Annotated in this window: 15 protein-coding genes; 8 read left to right on the top strand and 7 right to left on the bottom strand. The window is 44.5% G+C overall.

All coding sequences use genetic code 11. From position 1 onward, the window contains the following. Nucleotides 1–78: 78 nt before the first annotated feature. Together HMPREF1535_RS18980 and HMPREF1535_RS18975 are read right to left on the bottom strand one after the other, a co-directional pair. Complete coding sequence (locus HMPREF1535_RS18980; RefSeq protein ID WP_010803045.1) at nucleotides 79–960, bottom strand: helix-turn-helix domain-containing protein; 882 nt, start codon at nucleotides 958–960, stop codon at nucleotides 79–81. 292 nt (nucleotides 961–1,252) lie between these two features. Continuing rightward, the gene (locus HMPREF1535_RS18975) at nucleotides 1,253–1,705 is read right to left on the bottom strand and encodes a NanQ anomerase/TabA/YiaL family protein (RefSeq protein ID WP_046147145.1); all 453 of its coding nucleotides are present in this window, start codon (nucleotides 1,703–1,705) and stop codon (nucleotides 1,253–1,255) included. A 205-nt stretch (nucleotides 1,706–1,910) separates the two neighbouring features. On the opposite strand from HMPREF1535_RS18975, the gene HMPREF1535_RS18970 reads away from it, so the two are divergent. Genes HMPREF1535_RS18970 through trhA form a run of 3 tightly spaced genes read left to right on the top strand, consistent with a single transcriptional unit; the run spans nucleotide 1,911 to nucleotide 5,013 of the window. Then, nucleotides 1,911–4,121, top strand: coding sequence for a heavy metal translocating P-type ATPase (locus HMPREF1535_RS18970; RefSeq protein WP_046147144.1), 2,211 nt, complete (start codon nucleotides 1,911–1,913; stop codon nucleotides 4,119–4,121). A gap of 19 nt (nucleotides 4,122–4,140) precedes the next feature. Beyond that, entirely contained in the window at nucleotides 4,141–4,347 is a 207-nt protein-coding gene (locus HMPREF1535_RS18965) for a heavy-metal-associated domain-containing protein (RefSeq protein WP_046147143.1), read from the top strand. A gap of 6 nt (nucleotides 4,348–4,353) precedes the next feature. Continuing rightward, nucleotides 4,354–5,013, top strand: a complete 660-nt coding sequence (trhA, locus tag HMPREF1535_RS18960) for a PAQR family membrane homeostasis protein TrhA (protein ID WP_046147142.1) — start codon at nucleotides 4,354–4,356, stop codon at nucleotides 5,011–5,013. Between the two features lie 76 nt (nucleotides 5,014–5,089). On the opposite strand, the gene HMPREF1535_RS18955 is transcribed toward trhA, so the two are convergent. From HMPREF1535_RS18955 to HMPREF1535_RS18935, 5 genes are all read right to left on the bottom strand, one after another. Further along, nucleotides 5,090–6,409: a TldD/PmbA family protein gene (locus HMPREF1535_RS18955; RefSeq protein WP_046147141.1), complete on the bottom strand. Its 1,320-nt coding sequence runs from the start codon at nucleotides 6,407–6,409 to the stop codon at nucleotides 5,090–5,092. Nucleotide 6,410: 1 nt separating this feature from the next. After that, entirely contained in the window at nucleotides 6,411–7,943 is a 1,533-nt protein-coding gene (locus HMPREF1535_RS18950; RefSeq protein ID WP_007656925.1) for a TldD/PmbA family protein, read from the bottom strand. Nucleotides 7,944–7,949: 6 nt separating this feature from the next. After that, on the bottom strand, nucleotides 7,950–9,191 hold the full coding sequence (locus HMPREF1535_RS18945; RefSeq protein WP_046147140.1) for an anaerobic sulfatase-maturation protein: 1,242 nt from the start codon (nucleotides 9,189–9,191) through the stop codon (nucleotides 7,950–7,952). Nucleotides 9,192–9,390: 199 nt separating this feature from the next. Then, entirely contained in the window at nucleotides 9,391–10,404 is a 1,014-nt protein-coding gene (locus HMPREF1535_RS18940; RefSeq protein WP_046147139.1) for an N-acetylmuramoyl-L-alanine amidase family protein, read from the bottom strand. Between the two features lie 463 nt (nucleotides 10,405–10,867). Next, nucleotides 10,868–11,692 carry an exodeoxyribonuclease X C-terminal domain-containing protein gene (locus HMPREF1535_RS18935; protein ID WP_046147138.1) on the bottom strand — a complete coding sequence of 275 codons (825 nt, stop codon included), beginning with the start codon at nucleotides 11,690–11,692 and terminating at the stop codon, nucleotides 10,868–10,870. A gap of 194 nt (nucleotides 11,693–11,886) precedes the next feature. On the opposite strand from HMPREF1535_RS18935, the gene sucC reads away from it, so the two are divergent. From sucC to HMPREF1535_RS18910, 5 genes are read left to right on the top strand one after another with little or no spacing between them, the layout of a single operon-like run. Beyond that, complete coding sequence (gene sucC / locus HMPREF1535_RS18930) at nucleotides 11,887–13,026, top strand: ADP-forming succinate--CoA ligase subunit beta (protein ID WP_010803052.1); 1,140 nt, start codon at nucleotides 11,887–11,889, stop codon at nucleotides 13,024–13,026. Between the two features lie 13 nt (nucleotides 13,027–13,039). Further along, a complete protein-coding gene (sucD, locus tag HMPREF1535_RS18925) occupies nucleotides 13,040–13,903 on the top strand; it encodes a succinate--CoA ligase subunit alpha (RefSeq protein WP_007656920.1) in 864 nt (287 codons plus the stop codon). Between the two features lie 40 nt (nucleotides 13,904–13,943). Next, complete coding sequence (locus HMPREF1535_RS18920; RefSeq protein WP_046147137.1) at nucleotides 13,944–15,392, top strand: SGNH/GDSL hydrolase family protein; 1,449 nt, start codon at nucleotides 13,944–13,946, stop codon at nucleotides 15,390–15,392. Then, nucleotides 15,367–16,755, top strand: coding sequence for a GDSL-type esterase/lipase family protein (locus HMPREF1535_RS18915; protein ID WP_046147625.1), 1,389 nt, complete (start codon nucleotides 15,367–15,369; stop codon nucleotides 16,753–16,755). Before HMPREF1535_RS18920 ends, HMPREF1535_RS18915 begins: the two co-directional genes overlap by 26 nt. After that, the gene (locus tag HMPREF1535_RS18910; RefSeq protein ID WP_046147136.1) at nucleotides 16,745–18,274 is read left to right on the top strand and encodes an MBOAT family O-acyltransferase; all 1,530 of its coding nucleotides are present in this window, start codon (nucleotides 16,745–16,747) and stop codon (nucleotides 18,272–18,274) included. The genes HMPREF1535_RS18915 and HMPREF1535_RS18910 overlap by 11 nt, the downstream gene beginning before the upstream one ends. Nucleotides 18,275–18,284 lie beyond the last annotated feature (10 nt).

Raw genomic sequence — 18,284 nt, 5'->3', positions numbered from 1 at the left:
AGGCTATCGGAGTGAATATGCGTGATATATTTTTGGGATAATATGTTCTGTTTTTTATTCTTATAAAAAGAAATCATATTAATCAATATCTTTTTGATAATTGGAATATGTATATAGTTTTCCTCTATATTCCTGAGGTGTTATTCCTACATGATGGCGAAAAAATTTATTGAAGAATGATAAATTGGTGAAACCTAACTCCATTGCTATGTTTTTAATTTCCTGGTTTGTTCCTTTCAGTTGTACTTTGGCGTCTATGATTATTATTTGTGTCAGTACTTCAAGGGGAGTTTGCCCGATAGCTTTTTTTATGCAGGTGGAGAAATAGGAGAGTGTCAACCCTAAACGGTCTGCATAGAATGTAACATTACGTTCTGTTGTATAATATTGTAGGGCGAGATTTATAAAATCCTGATAAATCTCTGTATAGCGGTTGAGTTCCTGTTTCTCTAAAAAGTGGTTACTATCGTATAATTCTATAATTCCCTGACTGCACATTGTGAAAATCGCTTTTATCATTTCCTTGTTGTTCGATATATTGGGATAAACGGCGTACTGATATAAAAGCTCATAAAAGCTGGCAATCAGATTCGATATTTTTTGAGAGATAGGAATAACCGGATGTCTGTAAATAATAGATAAACAACTCATTGTACTTCTTAAGAAATTTGCATAACTCATAAAATCAGAAGAAAAAGCTGCAAAATAGATTAGAATGTCATCAGACATTTCATGTACCTGAATATAACTGTTGGGAGTTAGTGTAATTATGTTGGACTTGGTTGTTTTGTATTCTGCCAGATTGATGGTCGAGCAGACATACCCTTCCATGCAAAGAATGAAGACACCTGCTTTAATCTTACAGGGAACATTCATAAGGTGTTTAAGTTCGTCAGCAGAAACATATTTGCCAACCATAAAATCAGTGGGAGAATCAAGACAGATTATTTGCTCATCCATGCTGTGAGATTTATTTTGAAATCAAATATAGATAATATTTGAAACACAAATGTTATGAGAGAAAAAATAGAACATATAAAACAAAAGATTTGTTTGTTTGCTGCAATTAATCGTTACAGATTAAATTATTGATGGCAGGCTTAATTTCTTGTAAAGGGATTGGATAATCTTAATTTGCTTTGGCGATAAATACTTTTCTGAAATGTAGAGAGAATAAAGAAGCCGGTATTTCCTTATAAGAATGTTACTTTCTTGTTTTAAAGAAGATACCGGCCTTTGTTGTATCAGGCAATTATTCTTCGACTTGTACTTTAACAATCACTTTGCGGATATTTCCTTCTCCGATACCGGGTGCATGGCCGTCTTCCGGAAAATAGATGGCGAACTGCCCGGGATAGATTTTTGTATAGGCAGTCGGGCGGTCAACGAAGAAAGCGATGTCTTTCTCTTCGTTATAAGGCACGGAAACTTCCTGCAATTCGCATCCCGGTTTCCAACCGATTTTTTCAACACCTAGAAGGGGAAGCTGGATGTCGATATATTTCTTATGCGTTTCGATTGCTGCATCGTTTTTATCTTTGCCGGATAAACTGGCTACGCTGACAAACAGGCGGGCGCCGTCCAATTCGTATTTGCCGTCTTCCATTTTGGAGAAGTCAGTAGCTTTTACATAATCAAAAGCTTTTTTAAACAAAGGGTGCAAGCATTCAACCTTTTCTGTGTTATTCAAGGAGTCAAGTATCATAACTGTATTCGTTTTATAAATTCATTCGTTAATTCGTCTGACAAAGGTCGGGTATTCGATTGTTAAATAATAGGACAAATATACCAAATAAAACTATTAAATTCGTACATATCTTAATGAGCGTAATGAAATTCCGCAACTTTGTTGCAACTGATTTATTCGTATCTTTGTTCTACAATAGAATCGGTATAAAATAAACATAATAATGAAAGATGTAGAAAGTAAGGTACTGCCCGTCCTTGAGATGAGTTGTGCGGTTTGTGCCAATAACGTGGAGGGTACCGTCAAAGCACTTCCCGGAGTAGAAGAGGCATCTGTTAATTTTGCAGCGAATACATTATCGGTTACATACCATCCTTCGGTAATCAGTTTACAGAAAATGCAGGAAGCCGTACAGGCTGCCGGATATGATTTGGTGGTTGAGGCCGAAGATCCGCTGGCCGTACAGGAAGAGATGGCGCGTAAACATTATAAGAAACTGAAGCGGAATACAATCGGAGCGTGGATATTATCAGTGCCTTTGGCTTTATTGGGGATGGTGTTTATGCACATGCCCTACGCTAACTGGATAATGATGGTGCTGGCATTGGCTATTATGGTTCTGTTCGGGCGGTCGTTTTATGTGAACGGTGTGCGCCATGCGCTGCAAAAGAGTGCCAATATGGATACTTTGGTGGCCCTCAGTACTTCCATTGCTTTTATATTCAGTTTCTTCAATACGGTTTATCCGCAGTTCTGGATTGAAAAGGGATTGGAGCCGCATGTGTATTATGAAGCCTCGGGGGTGATTATCGCCTTTGTGCTGTTGGGCAAGTTGATGGAGGAGAGGGCGAAGAACAGTACCTCTTCTGCTATTAAAAGCCTGATGGGATTACAGCCTAAAACGGCCCGTCTTGTAACTGACGGAAAAGAGGAGGAAGTTCCTATCTCTTCTTTGAAAAGGGGAAATATTGTAAGTGTTCGTCCCGGTGAGAAAATACCGGTGGACGGAACTTTGCTGCAAGGCTCTTCTTCCGTAGATGAAAGCATGCTGAGCGGGGAACCGATTCCTGTGGAGAAAGTTGCCGGCGACCGGGTATTGGCCGGAACAATCAACCAAAAAGGTGCTTTTACGATGGAGGCGACCGGAGTCGGGAATGAAACAGTTCTGGCGCAAATCGTCAAGATGGTGCAGGCTGCCCAGGGAAGTAAAGCGCCCGTGCAACGTATAGTTGACAAAATAAGCGGTATATTTGTTCCGGTAGTCGTTCTCCTGTCTATCGTAACGTTTATCTGCTGGATGGTGATTGGCGGCGGGGATTATTTCTCTTATGCCCTTCTTTCAGCTGTTTCAGTATTGGTGATTGCCTGTCCGTGTGCCCTAGGGTTGGCAACTCCGACGGCACTGATGGTCGGGATGGGAAAAGGAGCCGAACGGCATATCCTGATAAAAGATGCTTATGCGTTGGAGACTCTTTGTAAAGTCGATACGATTGTACTGGATAAGACGGGGACATTGACGGAAGGGATTCCGGTTGTCGTGGATTCCTGCTGGTTGACAGAATCGAATGTCTGTTATCTGGATATTCTCTATACTGCGGAATTGAAATCGGAGCATCCGCTGGCGTCTGCCATTATCCGTTGGCTGGAAGATTCGGGAGCCTCTACGTGTGAAGCCGGTAATTTTGAAAGCCTTACCGGCCGGGGAATCCGGATGGAAGTCAACGGTGTTACTTACTGGGTTGGAAGCCACGGATTGTTGGAGGTATTCGGTTCGGAGATACCGGATGACACTATGAAGCAGATACGTAAATGGCAGGACAACGGAATAAGCGTCGTTTATTATGGCGAAGGTAACCGTTTGCTGGCTGTACTGGCTATTTCAGACCGCATCAAACCGACATCGGCTGCGGCTGTAAAGACCCTGACGGATATGGGAATAGAAGTGCATTTGTTGACAGGCGACGGTGTGAAGACGGCGGAAAGAGTGGCTGATACTTTAGGTATAAAATATTTTAAGGCCGAAGTGATGCCTGATGATAAGGAAGAATATATCATGGCTCTTCAAAAGTCAGGAAAGAAAGTTGCTATGGTAGGCGACGGTATAAACGACTCGCAGGCACTGGCTCGTGCCGATGTGAGCATTGCGATGGGAAAAGGGACGGATATTGCGATGGATGTAGCGATGGTGACATTGATAACATCTGATTTGTTATTGTTACCGGAAGCAATCAAATTGTCGAAACGAACGGTGCGGCTGATTCATCAGAATCTGTTTTGGGCCTTTATTTACAACCTGATAGGAATACCTTTGGCGGCCGGCGTTTTGTTCCCGGTAAACGGGTTGTTATTGAATCCGATGCTGGCAAGTGCGGCGATGGCTTTCAGTTCCGTTTCTGTGGTGCTTAACAGCTTGAGACTGAAATTTATGAAGTAATAGTATAAACAAAAAGATTATGGCAACAATGAAATTTAAAACAAACGCAAAATGCGGCGGCTGCGTGGCTGCTATCGGTGCTAAACTGAATAAGTTGGTGAAGGAAGATGAATGGTCTGTCAACCTGAAATCGCCGGATAAGGTTTTGGAAGTAACAGCGGATGTTCCTGCTGATAAAATAATTGCAGCAGTAACAGATGCCGGCTTTAAGGCTGAACAATTGTAACCTGCGATGGTCAGGACCAAACAAAGACAAACTTATGGTGAAGAAGTAGCCAATGTGCTGACGCACGGTGCAGGAATGATTTTCGGGATAGTTGCTATCGTTTTATTACTGATAGCTTCTATCCGTAATGGAAATCCCTGGGCAGTGGGCAGTTCGGTGGTTTATGCGCTTAGCATGACGCTTTCGTATGTCACCTCTACATTTTATCATGCTTCGTCCCATGCGCGGCAGAAGAGATTACTGCGTCGTTTTGACCATAGTGCTATTTATCTACATATTGCAGGTACTTATACGCCTTTTACTTTGGTAGCGCTCCGGCAGGAAGGTTACTGGGGATGGTTATTATTTGCAATTGTATGGATTGCTGCCGTTATCGGCGTTTTTCTCAGTTTCAGGAAGATGAAAAAGACCGATCATCTGAAAACTACTTGTTATCTGGCAATGGGATGGGTGGTTATTATCGCTTTCAAGCCTTTGGTTGATGTCTTTCAGCGGACGGATTCAATGGATGTGTTGTACTGGCTGATTGGCGGAGGATTGTTCTATACGGTAGGATGCGTTTTTTATTTTTTCGATACATATAAATATATGCATCCGATGTGGCATTTCTTCGTTCTAGGCGGTAGCGTCTGCCATTTTATTTCGATTTATTTATTGATAAGATAAAAGAAAAGGATATTGCATAAGTGTTTGACAGTTGCGGTGTCAGCTGCTTTTGCAATATCCTTTTTCTGAATAAGTATTATAACCCGCTGAAATCAACGCCGTCGAAAAGTAATGACGGAATACGCCAGCTGGAGAACAGACGAGGGTCGTTTCCTACTTCTGTCAGATTATTCCATAAAGCAATCATGTTTCCGGTTGCATTCATTTCTGAAATCGGCTGGGTCAATTTCCCTTTTTCGATAAGGAAGCCTTCCACGCCATACGAGAAATCGCCGGTTGTACTGTTGCAGTTACCTCCGTTGAAACCTGTAACGAGAATACCTTTATCTACTGAAGCGATAAGGCTGTCCGTATTTTTGTCGCCCATCTGCATGGTCAGGATGGAGGGGGAGGCAATAGTCGGCTTCACTTCCATCTTGTTGGCAGAATAGGTATCGATATAATAGGTCTTCAGTACTCCGTTTTCGAATACGGGCATCCGCTTGGTGGCAACACCTTCACCATCGAAATAACGGGCGCCGGATGCTTTGATAAGATGCGGCTCGTCTATGAGGGTTAGTTTGTCTCCCAATACTTTCTGGTCGAGCTTATCCAATAAGAAAGAGTTTTTCTGCTGGATAGAAGAACCGTATAAAGCATCGATAACAGGAGATAGCAAACGGCCGGAATTCATATTGTCGACAATCATGCGATATTTGCCGGAAGCCACTTTCTTTTGTCCCAGCTTGCGGAAAACACGTTCCAATGCCTTTGTACCCAATCCTTCCTTAATCATCGTATCGAAATACAAGGAAGAATCGTACCAGTAAGATTCGGGACGGGCATCGCCTTCGCCACGGATACTGACGCTGGCAACCAGGCTGAAAGAAGAACCGCAGGCTTCACCTTCGAAACCATTGCTGGCAACCATATATTTAAAGTCTTTCTCATCGCTGTAAGAAGAGTTGGCAGAAATAATACGGTCGTCTTTTCCCATCATTTCTTCGCAGGTCTTCATGGCCAGCGATACTTTTTCGTCCGGCTGTATGGAGTCGAATTTAGGGTCAATCAGTTGCAGGTCAGCACCGTCTCCTTTGTAGTACAAGGAAGCGTCAGGTAATGTACGGGCCTTGTCTTCTGCCAGGTAACGGGTTGAATCGATTCCGTTGCGGATAAATTTTTCCAGTTCCTTTTTATCCAGGCGGTTGGTGGAGAAAGAACCGTAACGGCCATCGACAAACAGATGGATAACCAGACTGTTTTCAGAAGCCTGCTGTAAGCGGTCAATCTTCATGTCCCGGATTTCGAATGAACTGCTGGAACCATTATACAGCGTTACCCGTGAGGACTGGCAACCGTTCTTTAATGCGAACTCCATGGCCCACTGGGCCAGTTTCTTATTATCGTTAGTTATCATATCAATTTTCTCCTCCTACAGTAAGTTTACTAACCAGAGCAGATGGCATACCGCAAGTTACCGGACAGGATTGTCCGTCTTTGCCGCATGTCCATGTGCCGTTATCCATCTTATAATTGTTGCCCACCATGGTGATGTCGGCTAAGGCTTTCGGACCGTTACCGATGATGTTGATATCTTTGATCGGCTGTGTCAGTTTTCCGTCTTCAATCAGATAGCCGTCTTTTACAAAGAATGTAAAGTCGCCTGCACCGATCTGTACCTGCCCGTTGGTAAAGCTGGAGGCATAGATACCTTTCTTTACAGTTGAAATCATCTCTTCTTCCGTCACGTTTCCAGCCTCCATATAAGTGGCACGCATACGGGGGATAGGCATCTGGCGGAACGACTCTCGACGTCCATTGCCTGTAGAAGGGATACCATAATGTTTCGCACTGATGCGGTCGTGCAGATAACTCGTCAGGATACCTTCTTTCACGATATATGTCTTTTGTCCTTCCACACCTTCGTCGTCGATATTCACGGAACCACGGTTGAACGGGATTGTACCGTCGTCAACCACATTGATGTGTTCGTTGCAGACTTTCTTATTCAGCTGGTCGGAGAAAATGGACGTGTTCTTGCGGTTGAAGTCGGCTTCAAACGCATGTCCGATGGCTTCGTGCAACAGGATACCTGAACCACCGGCCCCCATCACGACAGGCATTTCGCCGCCTTTGGGTTTCACGGCCTGGAAGAGGATTGACGTTTTTTCTACCGCCTCTTTTGCTACTTCGGCTATGATTTCGTCGGTCAGGAACTCGGCGCCCATACGGAATGCGCGGGAAGCGTAAGAGTTTTCAATCTTACCGTTGTCTTCCATGATGCAGACGGCGCCCAGAGTTACCATTGGACGATAATCGTAATATGTTTGTCCTTCTGAATTACAGAAAAAGATGTGCGACGTTGTATCTCCGAGAGAAGCCATTACCTTATGGACGCGTTTGTCGAGTGCAAAAATCTGGTCGTTCAGTTTTTGCAGGTAAGGCGTTTTCTGGTTGACGGCAATCTCGTCCCAAGGTGTTTGTACACCATAATAATTATTGATAATCGGTTCTTCAGTCAGTTTGGCCGGTCCTTTTCCGGCAGCACCGTTAGCGATACGAGCAGCCGTACGAGCGGCTGTCAGCATCTCGTCGAGCGAGATATTTTCAACGTAGGCATAACCTGTCTGGTCTCCGGACAGGACGCGTACGCCCATTCCGAAATCTATGTTTGAAGAGGCGCGGTTTACCGCACCGTCTTGTAAACCGATGTTGTTACGGTAAGAATGTTCGAAGAAGAGGTCTGCATAATCTCCTCCTTTTTCCAGTGCTGCGTTCAGCACTTTTTTCATATCGCTTTCGCTTAAACCGAAATGGTTTAACGCAAACGAGATACCGGCAGCTTTATCAGCAGTACTACCGGCACAACCTTCTAAAAAAGAAGGAACTGCCAGTGAACCAAGCATAACCATACCTCCTGTTTTAATAAAATCACGTCTGTTGTATTTCATATTGTTTTATAAAATCTCTCTGTTCTCTTTTGCCCATTGCATCACGTTTGCGGGCGGACGCTGGGTCAATAATTCTTTTTTCATAAAATCCATATAGGGCGCTACGTGCCTGAAATATTTTTTGTAGCCCTTGCACAAATAGTTTAATCCCGGTTCGCCGCTGGCTGTATGCAGGAAGCGGTTTTTGGGACATTCTCCATTGCAGGCAAAGAGAAATTCACATTCTTTGCATTGCACCGGCAACTTGTCGTATTTATCAGCTCCGAACTTTAACTGGTTCTGGCTGTACATCATTTCTGTTAATGTCTGCGTGTAGATGTTGCCCAGTTTGTATTCGGGGAATACAAAGTGGTCGCACGCATAAAGGTCGCCATTGAATTCCATCACGCCGGCATGTCCGCATGTCCGGGCCAGGGTACATACGCCCGGCTGTTCTCCGACCCAGTTTGCCAGTGTGGCATCGAATAACTGGATATAGTAATTTCCCACATCTTTTTTCAGCCATTCATCAAAGATGGCACAAAGGAAATCACCCCATTTTTCGGAATCGACGGAGAAGGGGGCCAATTTTATATGGGCGTCCTGTTGTTCCGGCGAAGTCAGCGTTGTCCCGTCCGTGTGTTGTCCCAACCGTTCCACGATAGGGGCGAACTGGATATAATGACAATCTATTTCTTTGAAAAAGTTATAAAAATCAAGCGGATAATCGACATTGTAATCGTTTACGACTGCCATCGCATTGTATTCTACCTGATGTTTTTTCAGCAACTCGATTCCCTTCATCACTTTGTAGAAGGAGGGAAGGCCCTGGCGGTTCCGGCGGTATTCGTCGTGAAATTCCTGCGGACCGTCGATTGATATTCCAACCAGAAAGTTGTTTTCTTTGAAGAAACGGCACCAGTCGTCTGTCAGCAACGTCCCGTTTGTCTGGATACAGTTGTCTATCTGCCTTCCACGGCCGTATTTCTGTTGAAGTTCGAGTGCTTTTTTGTAGAAACTTATCGGACGCATCAGTGTTTCGCCGCCGTGCCAGGTGAAGAGTACCTGAGGCATTGTCTGGCATTCCAGATAATCTTTGATGAATTTTTCCAGCAGTTGCTCGCTCATGATGTGATTCTTTACTTCCGGATACAATTTCCCTTTTTCCAGGTAATAACAGTACTCGCAGGCCAGGTTACAAACCGAACCTACCGGTTTCAACATCACATAAACGGGTTTTGCAAAAGGAGATATGTAAGAATTATTCATGGTGTTTTAAAACGATTCAACAATAATCTCACAAAGGTATATATTTTTATGGAATAACGGTTGTTCTTAAGGGGTAATAATTAGAAAAAATTGAGCTGTCCGATTATCGACCGGCTTATTTTCGAAAGAATGTTTGTATATATGTTTTGTCATTAAAACACCTATGTTTCAACAACGGTTGTCATATACCGTCTCCCGTTTATTTCAGTTTTTTCCTGTAACGTTTGTAATCGGTTATGAAACCTTCGCAGAGCCAGTTTGCTAAAGCCTGGCGGTTGTCGCTGAGAATGAAACGTTTCTGGTCGAAGCTATTTTGTATGTTGCCGAGTTCGACAAAAACGGAGGGAGGCGTTGTTTTTCTTAAAACATACAATCCGCGCTGGCCGACTGTCCCAGTGAATCCGCGGCCGGGCTGATGTCTGTTGTATTTGTGCTCGAAAGTCGATTTCATTGTTTTTGACAGGTGTTTGCTTTCCGAATTTTTGTCTTGATAATAGAAGAAAACATCAGTCTGGTGACTTTTACTGCGGCTGTCGATATGCATGAAGATGGCGCGTTTGTATACTTCTTTGTCTTTCTTGAATAAAGAGTTGATTTTATCGCACCGCTGTTCAAGACGGCGGAACTGGTTAAACGGTATCGGGTCGCCCATGCAGGTTTCGCGTTTACTGTTTTTCAGGAATTTGTCGTTGCGGATACCATCTTTGGCATCCTGGATGATGATGTGCACTTTGGCGCCCCGCATCAGCAGGTTACGGGCCAGGCGGAGCATGACGTCGTAAGCATATTCGTCTTCGTGAAGTTCTACATTGCCCATTTTACCGATGGCTCCGGGGTCGGGACCGCCGTGTCCGCTCACCAGATAAAAGCAGCAGCCTTTCAACTCGGAGGATGTGACTTTGTATTCGGCCATTTCCTTGCCGAATAAGGGCTCGTAATTAGGTTTCCTTGCCACGGTAGCCGCTGCCCCCTTTAATGGCGGCAATTGGTATTTAACGCCCATTTTCAGGCTATTCCCATTACCGAGTTTAGTCTTGTTCAGTTTTACGAACTCATCATGATACTCTTTTCCGACACGATTATGGCGTTTCAGAAAAAGGATGATGCCTTCTCCCTTTTTGGGAAATGCTTTCTCTTGGGCAAAGAGAGTGCCGTTGAAAATAAAGAGTGCAACGAATACAAATAGTACGAGCGTTATTTTTTTTGTAAACATGTTTTCCGGTTATAATGCGGTAAAGATAGGAAAAGCTGCTAAATAACAGAAATATCGGGAAAGAAAAAAAGACATTCGATTTTTTCCGCTCTCGCGCACGTGTTGTTGCTGTTGTTGTTACTTTACTATTCTTTACTTTACTTTGTGTACTTAAAGTCCGTTTTTGGGGAGTTTCGGACTCGGAAACTAGGGTTTCGGGAGAATTAACTATTGTTAAATTGATGCTATACTAATAATATACAGCGTGTTGAGTCTTTTTTTGTAAAAATGCCATTTTATATGTAAAATAAGTCATAATCATCTCTTCGCGTATTTTCTTCTCTATAATATATTTTCCTCCTAAAACAGGAAGAACGCCACATCCGGGAGAAAATAAATTTTCATCCGAATGAAATCGAAATTTCTCCCGGGAGAAATTAAAAATGGATTCGAATGGGATTTTTACCTGTCAAATGTTATTGTATTATTTTGTTTTTATATATCCCAACTTCGTATAACGGATATTCCGGGAAGTATAATGCTTGATTACTTTGGCCGAACGGATATGCATGATTTCTCCCGCCTGATAAGCATGGTCGGCATTACTTAACTTACCGCTTTCCAGGCTACGGTCGGATGCCCGGATGGTGAAGAAAAACAGATTGCCGGATTCATCCGAAGCAACAATTTTCTGGTCGACGTAGAAATGGGTGGTTCCCCGGACTGAACGGGTTTTGTACGGATTGTCTTCCACCTTGACCCGCCGGACGGAAAGATGCAAATCGTTTAATTTCTCATCTATCGTTCCGATAAAACGGCTGACAGGCACTTTGTGCATGCGGGAAGTGTTCAGGTCCTGATATACCCATGAATAGGTCGCTGCCAGTTCCTTGAAACGTCTTTCGCTTTGTACGCGTGCTTCATATTTGTTGGCAATCCAGGTGACATATTTAGGGTCGATGGCGGCCACTTCAAACAGATGATAACTACGATATTTGCCAAAAGAGACAATGTCGTCGGCATTATGTGAGATGGATTCCAGTCTCATTTTAATCGTCAGCCTGGCGAAAGAGTTGGCTGTCGTTTTCATCGCTTTTTCCACTGAATTAATAGCGTTCACATCCAGTGTGGAGAGAAAAACATTCGGATGAAATTCCGCTGCCGGGTTGTAGAACCAAAGTGTGTAATAAGCCGTTTTTTCATTCGGCAAAAGTATGAAATACACACCTTTATCTGTGTTTCTGCCTTCGTTAAACGTATTCAGTTTATCCAGGACAAATTGCTCAATATAACCTGAAATATTATCCATAACTCATCTTCCTCATATTCTTCTCTAACAAATATAGGAAAAAGGAACGAGTTTTCCTAATAAAAGTCCGGTTAATACAGGTTATTTCTCCTTTTATGCTGGAAAACAGCCGGATATATATGGTGACTTCAACAACTTCTTCATTTATTTATCTGTTATAAAATAGGAGTGAATACCACTAAATTATTTACCAGATGAAGATACACGAATATCAGGCGAAAAAATTCTTTTCAGACTATGCGATTCCAGTGGAACGGCACATTCTGTGTAACACGGCGCAAGAGGTTACGGCTGCTTTCAGTCAGCTGGGGAATGAAAAGGTTGCAATCAAGGCACAAGTATTGACCGGAGGAAGGGGAAAGGCCGGAGGTGTTAAACTGGCAGGCAATGCGGAAGAAGCATTGCAGCACGCCGAAGCGATTCTGGGCATGACGATTAAAGATTTCCCTGTCACCCGTGTGATTGTGAGCGAGGCGGTGAATATCCATCTTGAATATTATGTCAGTTTTGTTATCGACCGCAATTCCCGTTCAGTTGTCCTGATGATGAGTGCGGAAGGAGGGATGGATATTGAGGAAGTGGCTCGCCGGAGTCCCGAAAAGATATTTCATTTCCGGATCGACCCGCTTATCGGGATTCCGGATTATCTGGCACGCCGTTATGCCTTTACCTTGTTCGATAAGATAGCTCAGGTGAACCAGATGGCTGCGATTATCCGGAATATGTACCGGCTTTTTATCGAGAAAGATGCTTCTCTGGTTGAAATCAATCCGTTGGTTATGACGAAGGACGGAGTCTTGATGGCTATTGATGCCAAGATGACGTTTGATGATAACGCGTTATACCGCCAGCCTCGTGTCTTGGCACTGTTTGAACCGACAGAGGAAGAAAGGACGGAGGCGCAGGCGAAGGAAAAAGGTTTTAGTTATGTGCATCTGGGTGGCGAGATTGGTTGCATGGTGAACGGTGCCGGACTGGCGATGGCTACGATGGATATGATTAAATTGTATGGCGGAAACCCGGCTAATTTTCTAGATATAGGAGGAAGTTCGAATCCGGAAAAAGTGATTGAGGCAATGAAGCTACTTTTAAAAGACCCACAGGTAAAGGTTGTGCTGATAAATATTTTCGGAGGTATTACGCGTTGCGATGATGTTGCCTACGGGCTGCTGAAGGCTTTTGAGCAAATTGATACCGATATCCCTGTCGTTGTCCGTTTGACAGGCACAAATGAGAAGGAGGGGCGCGATTTGTTGCGCAACACTCGTTTCAAAGTTGCCGAAACAATGGGAGAAGCCACCCTGATGGCTGTTGAAGCATCACATAAACAATAAAAGAAAAGTTACCATGAGCATATTGATAAATAAATCGACCCGGCTGGTCGTGCAGGGAATAACCGGACGCGACGGCCTCTTCCACGCACTGAAAATGAAAGAATACGGAACCAATGTCGTAGGTGGTACCTCACCGGGCAAAGGCGGTACGGAAATCGAGCATATCCCGGTTTTCAATACGATGTACGATGCCGTACAGCAAACACAAGCTAACACTTCGATAATATTCGTCCCTGCCCGTTTTGCGGCAGACGCCATTATGGAAGCGGCCGATGCCGGGATTGAGCTGATTATCTGTATCACTGAAGGAATCCCGACCGTCGATGTCATAAAAGCCTATCGCTTTGTCCAACTGAAAGGGGCAAAGTTGATTGGGCCAAACTGTCCCGGATTGATTTCTCCGGGTGAAAGTCTGGTCGGGATCCTGCCGGGAAAGGTTTTCACGAAAGGCCATACGGGTGTGCTCAGCCGTAGCGGAACATTGACCTATGAGGTCGTTTATCATTTGACGGCCAACGGTATGGGGCAGTCTACCGCAGTAGGAATGGGAGGCGACCCTGTTGTCGGCCTCTATTTCCGCGAACTGCTGGAGATGTTCGAGAAGGATTCGGAAACGCATTCAATCGTGATAATCGGAGAGATTGGAGGAAATGCTGAGGAACTGGCTGCCGATTATATCCGTAAGCATGTCACCAAGCCGGTGGTCGGCTTTATTGCCGGCCAGTCTGCACCGCCGGGTAAACAGATGGGACATGCCGGCGCTATTATTTCCGGAGGGGCCGGCACCGCAGTCGAAAAGATACGTGCATTGGAAGATGCAGGAATAAGGGTTGCCAGCGAACCATCTGAAATACCGCAACTTTTACGTTACAAATGAAACTTTATCCTTATCTTTGTACCTTCGTAAGAATGAGTAAATGAATAAGGAAGATAATTTCGGCAGGTTGCTGATGCTGTTACTTATAACGCTTTGCATCTGCCTGGGACTATATTATCTGCCGGACAACATGTTCGGCCAGAAAATAAAAAAGGTTGACTTACTTTCGGATTTACGGGTGAAAACGCAATCGTTGTCAATGGACTCGCTGCGTAAACAGCTCGAACAACCGGATACGTTGGAAATAGATTCAGTAGCATTGCGCGATTCGATTATCCGTTCGACGGGGATTGATTCGACGGCATTGGTGTTACGCGATTCCCTGTATAATATAATGTATTCTGTCCAGGGGGTGGATTCGCTCGGTACGCATATCGAAGATTATTCGGTAGGCCATATCGGGTTGAAGCGTTTCTTTACAGCCTTGAAAAACCGGGAGACAATGAACCGACCGGTGCGTGTCGCTTTTCTGGGTGACTCGTTTATTGAGGGGGATATTGTCGTTGCCGACCTGCGTTCTGCCTTGCAGAAAGAGTTTGGCGGGCGCGGAGTGGGGTTTGTTCCTATTACTTCCGTGGCTGCACAGTTCCGTCCGACTATCGAACAGCGCTCGGAAGGATGGCACACCTGGTCGATGCTGACCGACCATGAACATGGGTATACGCTTTCCGGAATGATGTTTGAACCGAAAGGTGAAAAGGTATCCGTATCTGTCAAGACAACAAACCGTTATCCGGAGTTGCAATCGGCTTCTTCGCTGAAATTTCTGTATGAACAGAATACCCGAACCCGGATGAAATTGCATTATAACAATCTGCCGGATACAATCAATGAGTTATTGCCTGTCGTTTCGAAAATAACACAATATGAACGGAAAGGGACATTTACAGAAGCTACTTTCTCTTTTACGGAGACGGAAGGTTTCCGTGCGTTGGGTGTCGCTCTGGAGGATAATTCAGGTGTTGTCGTTGATAATTACTCCCTGCGTGGTAATTCCGGTATGATATTGAACCGTCTGGATAGTTCGCTTTGCCGGAATCTGACCGAAGTCCGGCCATACGACCTGATTATTCTTCAGTATGGTTTGAATGTGGTAAGCGACAGCGTTTTACATTACGGCTGGTATAGCAAACGCATGGAAGAAGCGGTTCGCCATGTACAGGTTTGTTTCCCGGAGGCGGATATCTTGCTGTTAGGTGTTTCAGACCGTAGCCATCAGGAAGAGGGTGAGTTTGAAACGATGCCTGCCGTGCTTGCCTTGCTTCATACACAAAGGCAGATTGCTCGTAAAACAGGTATTCCGTTCTGGAATACGTTCGGTGCGATGGGGGGCGAGAACAGCATGGTCCGTTATGTTGAGAACAATTGGGCAAGCAAAGATTATACACATCTGAGTTTCAGAGGCGGGCGCGAAATAGCGACGGCTCTTTTTAATGCATTATTATTGGAAAAGGAGTTTTATGATGAAGCAGACAAAGTGGTTAATTAATTTGTCGGTTTTGTTGGCATTGCTCGCGATTACCGTAGGGGCGAAGAATCTTTCGCCTTCCCGCTCATCGTTTCAGGATGCAGGGGATGTGTTGTCCGATACGTTGACTGTGCCGGATACGATTGCCTTGCCTTTTGCTTCTTATCTTATGGGAGCCGTTGTCGACTCGATTCAGTTGCCGGCCTCCGACAGTTGCGTAAATGAATATGCTCCGTTGCATCATTTCTTTGCTGGACTCGATTCCTTGCGTGCGGGAAAAGATACGGTTATCACGATTGTGCAGCTGGGCGATTCGCATATACAGGCAGGACATTATAGCGGGCGCATGATGCGTCTCCTTCAACAGCAGTTCGGCAATGCCGGGCGTGGTTGGATTGCTCCCTTCAAACTGAGCAAGACGAACGAACCGGACGATTATTTCATTTCATCCGTAGCGAAGGAATGGATTGCCGGACGTTGTATCCAGAACAACCGGAAATGTCCGATTGGGCCGGGTGGTATCGGTATCCAGTCCGCGTCGCCATCCATCAATTTCGATATCAGCATAGCACCTACTAACGGTGCCGGATATTCTTTTAACCAGGCAGTCATTTACCGTGGGGAGAAGTCCATGCCGATGCTGCCGGCCGGAAAAATGAAAGATTCTGTCAGGACGGTATTAAGTACGGCGCCGTGTGCGCCGGGAGTGATTGCCGATACGTTCCGCATCTCTTGTCTCGTCGACACGTTGCAACTGCACAGTACGCGAAGGAAACAGGGAACGGATAACTTGCTTCCGGCTTCTTCTTTTAAGAACCTTTATTATGGTTTCAATCTGACCAATGGGCAACCGGGTATTTTGTATCATTCGATCGGTGTGAACGGTGCCATGTATGTAAATTATACAGACGAGAACTATGTCCGCCAGTTGGCTTTGCTGAATCCGTCACTGTTAATTATTTCTTTAGGAACGAACGAGACTTTCGGCCGGCGCTTTACCCGTAATGAATTTGCCGGGCAAATTGAAGATTTTATATCCTTAGTGAAAAAACAAATGCCGCATACGGCCATCTTGCTGACAACTCCTCCCGAATGTTATAAACGGGTGTATGTGAACAAGAAACGTACGTATGTGCGCAATGAAAATACAGAACGTGCAGCAAAGGCGATTGTCGAAGTGGCACGTCGCGAAGGTCTGGCATGCTGGGATTTGTTTGCTTCGACAGGAGGGAAAAACTCTTCTGCCAGATGGCGCAAGACCGGTTTAATGGGAAGAGACCGTGTTCATTTTACGAAAGAAGGCTATCAGGAGCAAGGCATTTTATTGTATCGTGCCCTGATGCAAACCTATAACCGATATATAGTAGATAACGATGTTCGATAATATAGATTTATCCAAGCTGGGAGAGGTGCTCACCTATCAACACCTGTCGCCGATACTGTTCAGTAGCGGGTTGTTCTTTTTCCTGTTTATAGGATTCCTGATTATTTATATGTCACTCAGGAAACATTTGCTGGCCCGTATTATATATGTAACGCTGTTTTCTATCTATTTTTATTATAAGAGTAGCGGATTCTGGTTTTTCCTGCTGTTATTTACTGCCACGTCAGATTTTTGTATTGCGCAGGGAATATTCCATACTACAACCCAATGGAAGCGTAAACTGTGGGTTGTTCTTAGTTTATGTATAAACCTCGGGATGCTGGGATATTTTAAGTATTTCAATTTCCTGTTGGATATGATTGCTTCGGTAACAAGGATGTTTGGTTACCAGTTTGGAAATATGGCCATGCAAAGCGTTACGTATCAGCCGATGGATATATTTCTGCCGGTCGGTATTTCTTTTTTCACGTTCCAGACAATCAGTTATGTCATTGATGTATACCGGGGGAAGATTACGCCGCTGACACGCTGGATAGATTATGTGTTTTATGTATCGTTCTTTCCGCAGTTAGTGGCAGGGCCTATCGTCCGTGCCCGTGACTTTATTCCGCAAATCTATAAGGAACCGACCGTCACCCGTTCCGAATTTGGCGAAGGATTGTTTCTGGTACTCTGTGGTTTGTTTAAGAAAACGGTGATTTCCGATTATATCAGCCTGAACTTTGTAGACCGTATTTTTGATGCGCCTTTGCTTTATACCGGTGTGGAAAATCTGCTGGGCGTTTATGGTTATGCTTTGCAGATTTATTGCGACTTTTCCGGTTATTCGGATATGGCGATTGGTATTGCTTTGCTTTTAGGTTTCCGGTTTAATGTAAACTTCGATTCACCTTACCAGTCGGCGACCATTACCGAATTCTGGCGGCGCTGGCATATATCTCTGTCTTCATGGCTGAAAGATTATCTGTATATTTCGTTGGGTGGGAACCGGAAAGGGAAAATCCGTACGTATATAAACCTGCTGATTACAATGTTGCTGGGTGGTCTCTGGCATGGTGCTTCGATGAGTTTTATCATTTGGGGAGCCATTCATGGAGTGGCGCTGGCGATTCATAAGTTTATAATGAGCCGGTTCAGCAGTTTCAAGCAACTAGGGTCTGAAATGAAGCCCTGGCGCAGGGTTTTGGGCATATTGATTACGTTTCATTTGGTTTGTTTCGGATGGATATTCTTCCGTGCCGATTCGATACAAACGGTGAAGGAGATGCTTTCGCAAATCTTTACAAACTTCCATCCGGAAGTATTTACACAATTTGTAGCGGGTTATAAAGGTGTTTTTATCCTGATGGTGATTGGTTATGTGCTTCACTTCATGCCTAAGTCGGCAGAGAATGCGGTGCAGGGAGTCGTAACCCGTTCTCCTTTGTTGGTGCAGGCTGTTATTCTGGCGGTTATGATTTTTGTTGTAGTGCAGTTCAAGAGTGCCGGTGTGCAGCCGTTTATTTATTTCCAGTTCTGATGTAAAGTAA

The organism is Parabacteroides goldsteinii DSM 19448 = WAL 12034 (assembly GCF_000969835.1).
Classification (GTDB): domain Bacteria; phylum Bacteroidota; class Bacteroidia; order Bacteroidales; family Tannerellaceae; genus Parabacteroides; species Parabacteroides goldsteinii.
The sequence above is the reverse complement of the archived record's forward strand: the minus strand, read 5'-3'. Positions and strand labels throughout refer to the sequence as shown.

Excerpts from the sequence above, each read along its gene's own strand:
- HMPREF1535_RS18915 (WP_046147625.1), top strand. The coding sequence starts at position 15,367 with ATGAAGCAGACAAAGTGGTTAATTAATTTGTCGGTTTTGTTGGCATTG.
- trhA (WP_046147142.1), top strand. The coding sequence starts at position 4,354 with ATGGTCAGGACCAAACAAAGACAAACTTATGGTGAAGAAGTAGCCAAT.
- sucD (WP_007656920.1), top strand. The coding sequence starts at position 13,040 with ATGAGCATATTGATAAATAAATCGACCCGGCTGGTCGTGCAGGGAATA.
- HMPREF1535_RS18955 (WP_046147141.1), bottom strand. The coding sequence starts at position 6,409 with ATGATAACTAACGATAATAAGAAACTGGCCCAGTGGGCCATGGAGTTC.
- HMPREF1535_RS18975 (WP_046147145.1), bottom strand. The coding sequence starts at position 1,705 with ATGATACTTGACTCCTTGAATAACACAGAAAAGGTTGAATGCTTGCAC.
- sucC (WP_010803052.1), top strand. The coding sequence starts at position 11,887 with ATGAAGATACACGAATATCAGGCGAAAAAATTCTTTTCAGACTATGCG.
- HMPREF1535_RS18940 (WP_046147139.1), bottom strand. The coding sequence starts at position 10,404 with ATGTTTACAAAAAAAATAACGCTCGTACTATTTGTATTCGTTGCACTC.
- HMPREF1535_RS18945 (WP_046147140.1), bottom strand. The coding sequence starts at position 9,191 with ATGAATAATTCTTACATATCTCCTTTTGCAAAACCCGTTTATGTGATG.
- HMPREF1535_RS18910 (WP_046147136.1), top strand. The coding sequence starts at position 16,745 with ATGTTCGATAATATAGATTTATCCAAGCTGGGAGAGGTGCTCACCTAT.
- HMPREF1535_RS18980 (WP_010803045.1), bottom strand. The coding sequence starts at position 960 with ATGGATGAGCAAATAATCTGTCTTGATTCTCCCACTGATTTTATGGTT.
- HMPREF1535_RS18920 (WP_046147137.1), top strand. The coding sequence starts at position 13,944 with ATGAATAAGGAAGATAATTTCGGCAGGTTGCTGATGCTGTTACTTATA.
- HMPREF1535_RS18965 (WP_046147143.1), top strand. The coding sequence starts at position 4,141 with ATGGCAACAATGAAATTTAAAACAAACGCAAAATGCGGCGGCTGCGTG.
- HMPREF1535_RS18950 (WP_007656925.1), bottom strand. The coding sequence starts at position 7,943 with ATGAAATACAACAGACGTGATTTTATTAAAACAGGAGGTATGGTTATG.
- HMPREF1535_RS18970 (WP_046147144.1), top strand. The coding sequence starts at position 1,911 with ATGAAAGATGTAGAAAGTAAGGTACTGCCCGTCCTTGAGATGAGTTGT.
- HMPREF1535_RS18935 (WP_046147138.1), bottom strand. The coding sequence starts at position 11,692 with ATGGATAATATTTCAGGTTATATTGAGCAATTTGTCCTGGATAAACTG.